This is a genomic window from Phenylobacterium sp. (assembly GCF_036263695.1).
GTDB lineage: Bacteria > Pseudomonadota > Alphaproteobacteria > Caulobacterales > Caulobacteraceae > Phenylobacterium.
The window spans coordinates 1-11,998 of the sequence record NZ_DATAGM010000359.1 but is presented as its reverse complement, the minus strand read 5'-3'; the positions used below and the strand labels follow the sequence as shown (position 1 = coordinate 11,998).

12 protein-coding genes are annotated in these 11,998 nt (G+C 71.0%); 5 read left to right on the top strand and 7 right to left on the bottom strand.

Features of this window, described 5'->3' with window-relative positions:
- Both VHK87_RS14695 and VHK87_RS14690 read right to left on the bottom strand, forming a co-directional pair.
- Positions 1–286, bottom strand: a 286-nt coding sequence (locus tag VHK87_RS14695; protein ID WP_329635637.1) for a hypothetical protein, incomplete at its 3' end; no start/stop codon positions are given.
- Between the two features lie 66 nt (positions 287–352).
- On the bottom strand, positions 353–1,552 hold the full coding sequence (locus VHK87_RS14690; protein ID WP_329635636.1) for a cation:proton antiporter: 1,200 nt from the start codon (positions 1,550–1,552) through the stop codon (positions 353–355).
- Positions 1,553–1,768: 216 nt separating this feature from the next.
- On the opposite strand from VHK87_RS14690, the gene VHK87_RS14685 reads away from it, so the two are divergent.
- Together VHK87_RS14685 and VHK87_RS14680 are read left to right on the top strand one after the other, a co-directional pair.
- Positions 1,769–3,223, top strand: a complete 1,455-nt coding sequence (locus tag VHK87_RS14685; protein ID WP_329635635.1) for a serine protease — start codon at positions 1,769–1,771, stop codon at positions 3,221–3,223.
- Positions 3,223–4,683, top strand: coding sequence for a serine protease (locus VHK87_RS14680; protein WP_329635634.1), 1,461 nt, complete (start codon positions 3,223–3,225; stop codon positions 4,681–4,683). The genes VHK87_RS14685 and VHK87_RS14680 overlap by 1 nt, the downstream gene beginning before the upstream one ends.
- On the opposite strand, the gene VHK87_RS14675 is transcribed toward VHK87_RS14680, so the two are convergent.
- On the bottom strand, positions 4,680–4,841 hold the full coding sequence (locus VHK87_RS14675) for a hypothetical protein (protein WP_329635633.1): 162 nt from the start codon (positions 4,839–4,841) through the stop codon (positions 4,680–4,682). The genes VHK87_RS14680 and VHK87_RS14675 overlap by 4 nt on opposite strands.
- A 66-nt stretch (positions 4,842–4,907) precedes the next feature.
- Here VHK87_RS14675 and VHK87_RS14670 point away from each other — a divergent pair, with 66 nt between their 5' ends.
- Positions 4,908–5,564, top strand: coding sequence for a DsbA family protein (locus VHK87_RS14670; protein WP_329635632.1), 657 nt, complete (start codon positions 4,908–4,910; stop codon positions 5,562–5,564).
- Between the two features lie 12 nt (positions 5,565–5,576).
- On the opposite strand, the gene VHK87_RS14665 is transcribed toward VHK87_RS14670, so the two are convergent.
- Complete coding sequence (locus tag VHK87_RS14665) at positions 5,577–6,887, bottom strand: SLC13 family permease (RefSeq protein WP_329635631.1); 1,311 nt, start codon at positions 6,885–6,887, stop codon at positions 5,577–5,579.
- 83 nt (positions 6,888–6,970) lie between these two features.
- Here VHK87_RS14665 and VHK87_RS14660 point away from each other — a divergent pair, with 83 nt between their 5' ends.
- The gene (locus VHK87_RS14660; RefSeq protein WP_329635630.1) at positions 6,971–7,819 is read left to right on the top strand and encodes a hypothetical protein; all 849 of its coding nucleotides are present in this window, start codon (positions 6,971–6,973) and stop codon (positions 7,817–7,819) included.
- Positions 7,820–7,873: 54 nt separating this feature from the next.
- Here the strand turns inward: VHK87_RS14660 and VHK87_RS14655 are convergent, their stop codons facing one another.
- Together VHK87_RS14655 and VHK87_RS14650 are read right to left on the bottom strand one after the other, a co-directional pair.
- Positions 7,874–8,485, bottom strand: coding sequence for a superoxide dismutase (locus VHK87_RS14655; protein ID WP_329635629.1), 612 nt, complete (start codon positions 8,483–8,485; stop codon positions 7,874–7,876).
- A gap of 124 nt (positions 8,486–8,609) precedes the next feature.
- On the bottom strand, positions 8,610–8,831 hold the full coding sequence (locus VHK87_RS14650) for a hypothetical protein (RefSeq protein ID WP_329635628.1): 222 nt from the start codon (positions 8,829–8,831) through the stop codon (positions 8,610–8,612).
- A gap of 251 nt (positions 8,832–9,082) precedes the next feature.
- Here VHK87_RS14650 and VHK87_RS14645 point away from each other — a divergent pair, with 251 nt between their 5' ends.
- Positions 9,083–9,865 (top strand): MBL fold metallo-hydrolase, encoded by a 783-nt coding sequence (locus VHK87_RS14645; protein ID WP_329635627.1) that lies wholly within the window; start codon positions 9,083–9,085, stop codon positions 9,863–9,865.
- Here VHK87_RS14645 and VHK87_RS14640 read toward each other — a convergent pair whose 3' ends face one another.
- Positions 9,866–11,899 (bottom strand): PAS domain-containing hybrid sensor histidine kinase/response regulator, encoded by a 2,034-nt coding sequence (locus VHK87_RS14640; protein ID WP_329635626.1) that lies wholly within the window; start codon positions 11,897–11,899, stop codon positions 9,866–9,868.
- Positions 11,900–11,998 lie beyond the last annotated feature (99 nt).

The window sequence follows — 11,998 nt, the reverse complement described above, 5'->3', positions numbered from 1 at the left end:
CGGTGAGCAGCGCCCGCGAGGTCAGCGGCACGAAGATCAGCGCGGCGAGGCAGAAGATGGAGATGAAGATCAGCCCGGCGGCGACCGGCTTGCCGACGCTGAGTTCGGCGTTGACGGCGTGGGCGCGACCCCGGTCGGTGGGCAGCCGCCCCCACAGCTTCGGCAGCACCGTCCAGGTGACAAGGGCGCAGGCCGCAAAGCCGATGCCGGCCAGGAAGAAGAAGGAGTTGAAGAGACGCAGCGGTCCCCAGGCCTCGCCCAGGGCCGCGTAAATCCAGTTGAGCATGTGGCGAAGACCCGACGCAGAGTTATTGCGCCGGTTGTCCGGTGATCCGCCGCCGCTGTCGACGGCTCAGCCTGGGGCGGCGGCGTTCTGCCTCGCCCGGCCGCCCAGCCGGTCCGCCAGCGCGAACACAAGCGGGTTGAGGGTGATGGAGAGCAGGGCCGCCGCCAGGATCAGGTCGTGGGTCCCGCGGCTCATCGCGCCCAGCGAGACGGAGAGCCCGGCCAGGATGAAGGAGAACTCGCCCACCTGCGCGAGGCTGGCGGCGACGGTCAGGCTGGTGGCCCGGTCGAGACGGAAGGCGGCGGTGATGATCAGAGCCGCGATCGACTTGCCGAGCAGGACGATGGCCAGCACCGCGGTCACCGCCAGCGGCTCGCGCCACAGGATAGTGGGGTCGAACAGCATCCCCACCGAGACGAAAAACAGCACCGCGAAGGCGTCGCGCAGGGGGATGGCCCGCTCGGCCGCGCTGTGGCCCAGCGGCGAGCCGTTGAGCACCAGCCCGGCCACGAAGGCGCCCAACGCGAACGAGGCGCCGAACACCTCGTAGGCGAGCCAGGCGATGCCGAGCGCGATCGCCAGCACGCCCAGGGTGAACAGCTCGCGCGACCGGGTGTGGGCGATCTTCACCAGCAGCCAGGGCAGCACGCGCCCGCCGACCACCAGCATCAGGGCGACAAAGGCGGCTACCTTGACCAACGTCCAGACCAGCTGGACCGCCAGCCCCGTCCCGTTAGCCTGCCCCGCGCCGGCCAGCAGCGGCAGCAGCACCAGGGCGACGACGATCACCAAGTCCTCGACGATCAGCCAGCCGACCGCGATCTTGCCGATCTCGGACTTCATCTGCTTGCGCTCCTCGAGCGCGCGGATCAGCACCACGGTAGACGCCACCGAGAGCGCGAAGCCCAGCAGCGCGGCCTCTACGTCGGGCAGACCCATCAGGCGCCCCAGGCCCCAACCCAGCAGAGTCGCGGCGCCGATCTGCACCAAGGCCCCAGGCAGGGCCAGCTTGCGGACCTTCATCAGGTCCTGAGGCGAGAAGTGCAGGCCGACGCCGAACATCAGCAGGATGACCCCGATCTCGGCCAGTTGGGGCGCGAGCTCGGTGTCGGCCACATAGCCGGGGGTGAACGGACCCACCGCGACGCCGGCCAGCAGATAGCCCACCAGGGGCGAGAGCTTCAGCCGGTTGGCCGCCATCCCGAACACGAAGGCGAGCACGAAGCCGCCGACGAGCGTCATGATCAGGCTGTCGGCGTGCGGCATCCGGTCTCCGGCTCTTCGATTGTGGCGAAGCTCTCCACCTGGGGCGGCGGCGCCGACGGCGCAACCGCGCCGGACATAACAGCCGCGTTATCGACCCGGCCGGGCGAGGCCCCCTCGCCTGCCCGGCGAGCGGCTCCTCGCGCTGAGCTTGTCCGTGAGTTGTGGTTTTCTTTCAGCGGTCTACTATCGCGCGTGGGAAGGTTGGGGGAGACGACGATGCGCGCTTTCGTCTGCGCATTGGTCTTGGCGCTGGGTCTTGGCGGCGCTGCGTCGGCGCAGGCCTGGAAGCCGGTCGGCGAGCACGACGGGGTAAGATACGAGATCGACCTGGGCAGCGTCGTGCGCCAGGGCGGCCATGTCGCCTCGACCATGCGCTGGGTCGCTCGCAAGCCGCAGAGGACCGGCGATAGGACGTGGGTGCAGGTCCACTTCCAGCGCCTCGACGACTGCGCGAACCAGACCTTCAGCATGGTCGGGGCCACCAGCTTTGACGCCAGGGGCGCGGTCGTTTCGCGCGACGACGGCTCCGACCGCGCGCGTACCGCGCCGGCCAAGCCGGGCACCGCGGCGGGCCTCTACCACGACATGGTGTGCGCCATCGACGCCAGGCGGGCGGCGATGAAGCCGGCGGTCCCCCTGCCTAAAACCGGCGAACTCTCCTGGACCCTGCTGGGCCAGGACCAAAAGATCCAGACCGACCACTTCAGCCTGGACGATGCGGTGATCGACCTTGGCGAGGGCAAGGTCATGGCTGTGGTCCGGCAAGATTCCCTGACCGCGCCACCCTTGACCACCGGCGAACCGTACCGGTCCGTCGTCAGCGCCTTCCTGGTGGACTGCGAGACCGGGGAGTACGCCATCCTCGCTTCCGACTACTACGACCGCGCCGGCCAGCTGATCTACACCTTCAGCCACGCGCCGGAGACGCTGAAGACCTCGAAGGGCGCCCCGACCTCGCCGGTGGACGTTCTTTGGCGCAACAGCTGCCGCGCCGGCGTGGCGCGGCAGGTGGGCGACCGGCGCCAGGCCGCTATCAGCACCGGCACCGCCTGGCTGGGGCCGAAGGGCTACCTGGTCACCGCCAGCCACGTGATCGAAGGCGCCCGCCGCTTCACCCTCTACCAGAACGGCAAGCCGGTCGGCTCGGCCGAGCTGGTGCTGGACGACCCGGCCAACGACGTGGCCGTGCTGAAGCCGAAGATCGACGGACCGCCCCGCCGGGTGCTCGCGCTGGCCTCCGGGCCGGCGGTGCTGGGCGAGCCGATCCTGTCGCTCGGATATCCCGCGCCGGACGTGCTGGGCCTCTCGATCAAGGCGACCTCGGGCGAGGTCAACGCGCTGTCGGGGGTGTCGGAGAACCAGGCGGCCGACGCCCGCCTGCTGCAGATCTCGGCCCAGACCCACTCGGGCAACAGCGGCGGGCCGGTGCTGAACCGCGCTGGCCAGGTGGTCGGCATCGTCGTCACCAAGATGAACGTCTTGAGCGAGGACGAGCTGGCGCAGAACGTCAACTACGCGCTGAAGGCCGGCTATGTGCGCAACATGCTGCTGGAGCTGCCGGACGCCGGCGGCCACGGCGGGGAGTGGACGCTGGCGCCGGGGCAGAACCCGGCCGAGCTGCTGCAGGGCGCGGTCTTCCTGCTGGTCGCGGACGCCGGGGAGGAAGGCTGATGCGCCGCCTGATCCTGTCCCTCGCGCTGATGCTCGGCCTCGGCGGACAGGCCTTGGCCCAGGAGGGCCGCCCCGCCCGCGACTACGGGCGCGAGTCGTGGGTCCACGTCGGCACGACCAGCGACGGGATCCGCTTCGACATCGACATGGCCAGCGTCATCGTGCGGGAGAACGGCCAAGTCTACTCGGTCTACCGGCAGGCCTGGCCCAAGACCCAGACCCACGGCGGCGTCAGCTTCGTCGAGGCGCGGATGCGCCGCCTCGACGAGTGCGCCGGCGACACCTTCGTCGCCCTGTCGTCGGTGCGGGTGGACGCCGCCGGCCGGACCGTAGCCGTCGAGGAATACCCGCCCACGCCGCTGACGGTCGTCCCCGGCTCGCCCGGCGAGCTGGTGCGCAAGGTGATCTGCGGCGTGGCGGCCCGGCGGGCGGCGCTGACGCCAGCGATCCCGATCAGGGGCGCGGAGGTTTGGAATCGCGTCGGCCCGGCGGGCTCGCAGGTCGACCACTACCTGCTGGAGGACGGGGTGGTCCTGATGCAGCCGGGCGTCGTCCTGGCGCTGGTCAAACGGGTGGGAACGGTGCTCGAGCCCCTGCCAACCGGCGAGGCGTACACCCAGACCATTGGATCCCACCTCTACGACTGCGAGGGTCGGCAGTGGGCTGCGGTGGCGACTGACTACTACGACATGGAAGGCAAGCTGATCAGCACCGAGAGGACGCCGCGGGAACAGTTGCGGCCGACGCCCGTACTGCCCGGCTCCACCGCCGCCGCCGTGCTCGCCGCCGCCTGCGCGCCGGGCGTCGCCCAGGCGACGCAGCGGGCGGCCCAGGCCACCGGCACGGGCACCGCCTGGCTGGGCCCCAAGGGCTACCTGGTCACCGCCGCCCACGTGGTGGAGGGCGGGACGCGCTTCACGCTGCTGCAGAACGGCAAGCGGGTGGGCGCCGCCGAACTGGTCGCCTCGGACGCGGCGAACGACGTGGCGGTGCTGAAGCCCAGGCTGGACGGGCCGGCCCGCCGCATCCTGGGCCTGGCCGCCCAGCCCGCGCCGCTGGGCGCCAGCATCGTGGCCCTGGGCTATCCGGCTCCGGACCGGCTGGGCGTGGCGATCAAGGCCACCGGCGGAGAGGTGAACGCCAACGCCGGGCGCGCGACCGGCCGGCCCGACGATCCCCGCTTCCTGCAGATCTCCACCCCCGTGCACGGCGGCAACAGCGGCGGGCCGGTGGTCGACCAGTCGGGCAAGGTGGTGGGCATCGTCACCAGCGGCCTCACCCGGATGGGCGAGGAGCTGCCGCAGAACGTCAACTTTGCGCTGAAGGCGGCCTATGTCCGCACCCTGCTGGCCGACCTGCCGGACCTCGGCGGCCACGCCGGCGAATGGTCGGTCGAACCGGGCGGCAACGCCGCCGACCGGGTGCAGGAGGCGGTGTTCCTGATCCTCGTCGAGGGCTAGCCCCGGCGGCCGGCCTTCTTCATCAGCCACTGGCCGACCAGCAGCACCAGGGCGGCCACGAAGGCCAGGCCCGCCAGGATCCGCACCGCGTCCACGACGAAGCCCACGATGGCGGCGACGACCATCACCGCCAGCAGGATCATGACCCATCGGCCCATCGGCAGCTCCTGAAACTCGCGCCCTCGGCGGCGAACCGGTCTAGACTGAGATGCGAGGAGGCTAGCATGCGCGGACGCCATCTCATCTACTTCTCCGATCCCATGTGCTCGTGGTGCTACGGCTTCGCGCCGGTGATGGACGAGGTCGCCGAGCGGTTCGGCGAGCGGCTGCCGATCCAGCTGGTGATGGGCGGCCTGCGCCCCGGCACGGACCGACCGATGACCGAGCAGGCCCGCGCCGAGATCCTGCAGCACTGGGCCCACGTGGGCGAGGCGACCGGCCAGCCGTTCGACGAACGGGTGCTGACCGAGCGGTTCATCTACGACACCGACCCGGCCGCCCGGGCGGTGGTGCTGGTCCGCCGGCTGCTGCCGGACCGGGCCATGGCCTTCCTGCACCGGGTGCAGCGGGCCTTCTACGCCGAGGCGCGCGACGTGACCTCCTATCCCGTCCTCGCCGAGCTCGCCGCCGAGTTCGGACTGCCGCCCGAGGGCGTGCTGCAGGCCCTCTCCGACGAGGCGTTGATGCGCGAGACCTGGGGCGACTATGCGCTGAGCCAGAACGCCGGGGTGACCGGCTTCCCCACCCTGGTCGGCGGTCCCAACGAGGCCGGCGCCTACGGCGTCGTCACCCGCGGCTGCGCCCCCGCCGAGCAGATCCTGCAGGTCCTCGACGACTGGGTCGAGCGGACGGAGGGCGAGCGGGGGATCTGGGAAGGCTGACGGAGTCGGAAGCTAGAACGGAAAGAACACCGGGATGGCGATGATCGCCGCGGCCCAGGTGATCAGGTTCAGCGGCAGCCCGACCTTGAGGAAGTCGGTGTAGCTGTAGCCGCCCAGTTGGTAGACGAGCACGTTGGTCTGATAGCCGAAGGGCGTGGCGAAGGCGGCGCTGGCGGCGATCATCACCGCCACGATGAACGGCCGGGGATCGACGCCCAGGCTCTCGCCCAGGGCCACGGCCACCGGCGTCACCAGCACCGCCACGGTGGCGTTGGACAGCGCCTCGGTGAGGAACAGGGTGACGCCGTAGAGGATCACCAGCGCGCCCAGCGGCCCCAGCGGACGCACCCAGGAGACCAGCCCGTCCGTGGCGGCCGCCGCCAGTCCCGTCACTTCCAGCGACAGGCCGATCACCACCATGCCGGCGATCAGCAGCAGGATCTCGGGCCGCAGCCCCGCGTACGCCTCCTCGGCGCTGATCACCCGCAGCAGGATCAGCAGCACCGCGCCCGCGAACGCCGAGGCGGCGATCGGCGCCCAGCCGAAGGTCGCGGCGACCACCACGCCCACGAACACCGCCAGCGAGAGCAGCGCCTTCACGGGCTTGAGCGGCCGGCGCTGACTAAACACCTCCGCGTGGCCGACGCTGCCGCTGTCTGCGCCTTCCAACATCTCGGCGTCGAGCTCGGGTCCGGGCCCCGACGTCGGCGTCAGGCGGTCCAGCAGCCGCCCGCCCACCAGGAAGAGGAAGGCGCCGCCGGTCAGCGCGACGATGAGCCCGACGCCGGAGATCTCGAACACGGCGAAGGTCGGCTGGCCGGCGGCCCGGGCCATGTCGTTGACCAGCAGGTTGGTGGAGGTGCCGATCAGCGTGCAGCAGCCGCCGAGCACCGCCGCGTAGGACAGTGGTATCAGGAACCGGCGCGGCGACAGCTTCATGGAGATCGCCACGTCGCGCACCACCGGCGCCGAAAGCACGACGATGGGGGTATTGTTCAGGAAGGCCGAGGCGGCGCCGCAGAACAGGATCACCAGCCACAGGCCCGCCGCGCCGAGCCGCCGGCAAAGCGCCGTGCCCTTGCGGATGAAGAAGTCGAGCAGCCCCGACAGCTCCATGGCGTAGGCGATCACGAACAGGGCGGCGAGGGCGATCAGCGCCGGGCTCGCGAAGGCCGACTGCACCTCCACCGGCCGGATCGTCCCGGTCGCCAGCAGGGCCGCCGCCCCGGTGAGCGCGACCACGTCCGACCGCACCTTGCCCCAGACCAGGGCCGCGATCACCGCGACCAGCACGAAGAGTGCGGCGACCTGGTCGAAGCTCATCGCGCCATCGAACGGCGAAAGCGGGCGCCGTCAAGGCTCGATGTGGGGGCGCCGCTGCGCGATCCTTCTGCTATCGTGCGCCCATGGCCCTGCCCGACCGCAGCGCGCTGCGCCGTCGTCTCGCCTGGCTCGCCGCCTCCTTCGCCCTGCTGGCCCTCGCCGGCCTTGCCATCTGGCTCGCGCGCCCGGACGAGCCCGAGCCGGCGCCTTTGCCGCCGGCTCCCGCGCCTGCTCCGCCGCAGCCCGCGCCGGCCGCCGACGCCCTGACGCGCGAGGCCCTGGTCGCGGCGGTCGAGGCCGCGCTGCTGCCGCCGCTGACCCCCGGCGAGCGGCCGCCGGCGATCCCGGGGCGGCGCTTCCAGGTCACCCTGCCGATCCGCTGCCCCGAAGCGCTGGGCGCCGCGGCTGGCGCGCCCCTCACCTACACTTACGACACCGTCCAGCAGGCGGTGACGCTCACCGCCCGACCGCAGAGCTGGGAGGACACGCCGCTGGTCGCCGCGGTCGCGCCGGACGGGGCCTTCGAGGCGGTGGAGGGCTTCTGGATCGACCCGCTACCGCTGGCTTCCCCGACCTGCGCCCCGGCGCCCGCCGACGCGCCGACGCCGGCAGCCGAACCGGCGCAAGCCGAGACCGGTGCGGTCGCGCCGCCTCGGGTCGGACTGGCGGTGTTCTTCCAGCCCGGCGGCTCGCGGGCGCTGCAGCGGCGAGACCGGCCGTACCGCATCACGCGCAAGGCGCCGCCGCCGACGGGGGCGGCGCCCTACAACCTGGTGCTAGACGGTCGGGTGACGCCGTTCGAGCAGGGGCCGGCGATCCGCTGCCACGCCCTGCCCGGCGAGCCCCCCGCCTGCCTCATCGCCGCCAGCGTCGATCGGGTGGCCTTCGTCGATGCGGCGACCGGCGCGGTCCTCGCCGAGTGGAGGGGCTAGAGCGCGTCAGGCGAAACTGTGAGCGGTTTCGCCGCCCGGACACGCTCCACCGACTTAGGCCGCCTGCTGGATGTTGGCCCGGTCGAGCATCCGGGCGGCGAACCGCCAGTTGACCAGGTGGTTCAGGAAGGCGTCGAGGAACCCGCCGCGGTCGTTCTGGTAGTCCAGATAGTAGGCGTGTTCCCAGACATCGCAGGTCAGCAGCGGGTGGACGCCCTGACCCACGGGCGCATCGCCGTCGTGGTAGCTGGTGACCACCAGCTTGCCGTCCTTGACCACCAGCCAGGCCCAGCCCGACGCGAAGTGGCCGACGCCCTCCTTCTTGAAGGCCTCCTTGAACCCGTCGACGCCGCCGAAGTCACGCTGGATCAGCTCGGCCAGCCGGCCCTCGAGCGGCGGTTTCTCCGGCGTCATGCAGCGCCAGAAGAAGTCGTGGTTCCAGGCCTGGCCTGACTGGTTCAGCAGCGTCTGGTCGCCCTTCTGCCGGGCGCGGACGATGATCGTCTCCAGGTCGGCGTCCTGAAGGTCGGTGCCGGCGATCAGCTGGTTGGTCTTGTCGACGTAGGCCTTGTGGTGCTTGCCGTGGTGGAAGCCCAGGGTGTCGGACGAGACGTGCGGCTCCAGCTCGTGAGGCTCATAGGGCAGGGGAGGGAGTTCGATGGCCACGGCCGTCTCCTTAAGCGACTGAAGGGAAACGCGGCGGCGCGTCCGCCGCCTCGCGGTGGCAACCTCTACACGGCCCGCAAGGTTGCCGTCTCCCACCCGATTTCACGGCCAGGTTGGGCGGGCGCTAGTGCAGCTCCGCCCGGTAGAGGAACGAGCCCACCGGCGCGCTCTGTCGGTCGTGGATGCGCACTTCGGCGTCGTAGCCCTGAGCGGCGACCACCTGGGCCAGCTGGCGCGCCTTGCGCTCCGCGTGGCCTCCGGACAGGAAGACCAGAGGATAGGCGTTCAGGCCGGCTTCGACCGACCATCCGCCCTGAACCGGCTTCACCGTGATCAACTGGGTCATGGGGCTCTCCCGGTCAATGCGACGTCCTCGCACCGCCCCCTCGCCTGTCCTTATAGCCGCCGTTTGCGACGGCCGGGCGTCACGGTTTTTTGCGTGCATAAATCGGCTGGCCAACTTGACGTAAGGGAAGCGGCGGCGAGGCCTGTCGTTTGTGAGGCGCAGGAACCCGCCTGCACGGCGTCGGTTCCGAGCTGGTCATGCGGGTGCATCACCTCAACTGCGGGACCGACTGCCCAATGGGCGGGGCGCTCATGGACGGCGTGAGCAAGGGCCCGCTGGCTCGGCTCGTGTGCCACTGCCTGCTGATCGAAACCGCAGCAGGTCTGGTATTGGTGGACACCGGCTACGGGCTGCAGGATGTGCGCCAGCCGTATCCCCGGCTGAGCCGCCCCTTCAAGGCGCTGCTCAACATCCGGCTGCGCGAAGAGGAAACGGCGATCCGCCAGATCGAGGCGCTGGGCTACTCGGCGCGCGACGTACGGCACATCCTCATCACCCATCTCGATTTCGATCATGCGGGCGGTCTGGAGGACTTTCCGGAGGCCGCCATCCACGTCATGGATGCCGAGCTGGCGGCGGCCGAGGGCCCTCGCCGCGGCTTCGTCGCCCGCAACCGCTACCGGCCGATGCAGTTTGACGATGTCCGTACCTGGCGCCGCTACCAGGCCGCGGGCGAGCGCTGGTTCGGCTTCGACGCGGTGCGCCAGCTCGACGGCCTGCCGCCGGAGATCCTGATGATCCCGCTGGTCGGACACACCTTCGGCCACGCGGGCATTGCGATCGACACCGGCGGCGGCTGGCTGCTGCACGCCGGCGACGCCTATTTCTTCCGGGACGAGGTGCGCCGGCCGGACCGGCGATGCACCCCGGGGCTCGCTGCATACCAGACGATGATGGAGGTCGACCGCGGTGCGCGGCTCGGCAACCAGGCGCGGCTGCGCGAGCTGTCGCTCGACACGGGGGCCGGCGTGCGCATGATCTGCGCCCACGACCGCGTGGAGTTCGAGCGCTGCCTCGCGGGCGCGCCGCTCTAGCTAGGCGCTCTCCGCCCTCTGCGCCGGCCCCGCCCGGCGGCGCGCCAGCGACAGCTCCCAACCCTCTTCGGCCTTGGCCAGCAGGGCGTCTGCGGTGATCGGCTTCGAGAGGTGACCGTCGGCGCCGGCCTCGGCCGAGGCGCGGGCGTGCTCTGGCATGGCGTTGGCCGTCAGGCTGTAGATCGGCGTGCGGACGCGGCCGCCCGCGGCCTCCAGGGCGCGGATCCGGCGAATGGCGGTCAGCCCGTCCATCACCGGCATCTGCATGTCCATCAGGATCAGGTCGAACTCCGCCCTCTGGGCTGTCTCGACGGCCTCCGCGCCGTTCTCGACGCAGGTCAGCTCGACGCCGGCGGAGCCCAGGATCAGCTCCACCAGCCGGCGGTTGGTCGGGTGATCCTCGGCCAGCAACACGCGCATGGCGCCGATCTCGGCGGCCTCCGGCGCGGGGCACGCGACGGTCTCGCACCGGCCGGCCTCGGCGCCTTCGACGCGCGGCAGCTCCAGCGTCAGCGTGAAGGTCGCCCCGGCGCCGGGACGGCCCTGCGCGGTCAACTGTCCGCCCATGGCTTCGGCCAGAGAGCGGGAAATCGCCAGGCCCAGACCCGTGCCGCCGTACTTGCGGGTGATAGAGCCGTCGGCCTGCTGGAAGCGGCCGAACAGCCGCGCGGCGGTCTCCTCATCGAAGCCGATGCCGCTGTCGCAGACTTGGAAAGTCAGCCCCACGGCGCCGTGGGCGGCTTGCGCGCCGACGGTCAGCTGGACGTGGCCCTGGTCGGTGAACTTCACGGCGTTGCCGAGCAGGTTGGACAGGATCTGCCGCAGCCGCGGCGCATCGCCCAGGTAGACGCCCTCGGCCGTGGGCGCGATGGCCACCTGGAAGTGCAGCCCCTTGGCCTCGGCGGAAGGCTCGAACAGGGCGGCGCAGGCGTTCACCGAGGCGGTGAGGTCGAACGGCTCGGGCTTGATCTCCATGTGACCAGCCTCGACCCGCGCCAGGTCCAGCACGTCGCTGAGCAGCGCCTCCAGGGTCTTGGCCGAGGCTTCGATTAGCTGGACCATCTCGGCCTGCTGCGGCTCGAGCCGGGTGCGGGCCAGGGCGCCGGCCACGCCCATCACCCCGTTCAGCGGCGTTCGGATCTCGTGGCTCATATTGGCCAGGAACTCGCTCTTGGCCCGGTTGGCGGCCTCGGCCGCCTCTTTGGCCTTCACCAACTCGATCTCGGCCCGCTTCTGGTGGTCGATGTCGCGGATCACGCCGACGACCCGCAACACGCGGCCGTCGTCGTCCTTCACCGCCTCGACCGCCGTCTCGACCCATCGGTGCGGGCCGTCCACCTGCAGTTCGCGGTAGGTCTGCCGATAGGGACCGCCCCCCTCCACGTGGCGGCGCCAAGCCTCGCGGGCGGCGGGCTGGTCCTGCGGGTGTACCGCCCGCCAGATGTCGCGGTTAAGGTCGTCGTAGGTGGAGGGCTCGCCGGCCCGCGTCTGGCCGCTGAAGGCGGCCTCGCGCCGCTTGAAGTCCAGCGCCCACATTCGCATCTGGCCGATCTCGAGGGCGAGCTTGAGCCGCTCCTCGGAGCGCTTCGCCTCCTCCAGCGCCTCGACCATCTCGGTGATGTCGGTGGTCAGGATCAGCAGGCCGCCGATCTTGCCTTCGGCGTCGCGCCAGGGGGTGATCTCCGGGCGCACCCAGCGGCGGGCGCCGTCGGGCAGCAGCAGCTGGACGCGATCCTCCCGCAGTTCCTCGCCCTTCAGGTTGTTCTCATAAACCTCTTTCCAGCGCAGCGTGTTGGGCACCACCTCGTAGAGGGTCCGGCCGATGATCTCGGCCTCCTCGAGGCGGCGTTCCGCGCGCCAGCGGGGGCTGGCGTCGATGATCCGCATCTCCAGGTCAGTGATGCACAGGGCGACCGTCTCGGAGTAGATCAAGCTGGCGTTGATGCCCCGCGCGTCCAGCACCTTCTTGGGCGCTGGCTGCCGCCGATGGGAGGCGGGCTTCGCGCCCCGCGGCGGGCGACTGGATGGCGCCATGGTCTCGTTTCCCCCGATGCGCGTCTCGCGCGCTTGGACCCCAGGAGAGCCTAAAACCAAACGTCGTTACAGAAGGTTAGCGCCCGCTCAGGTCGCGCC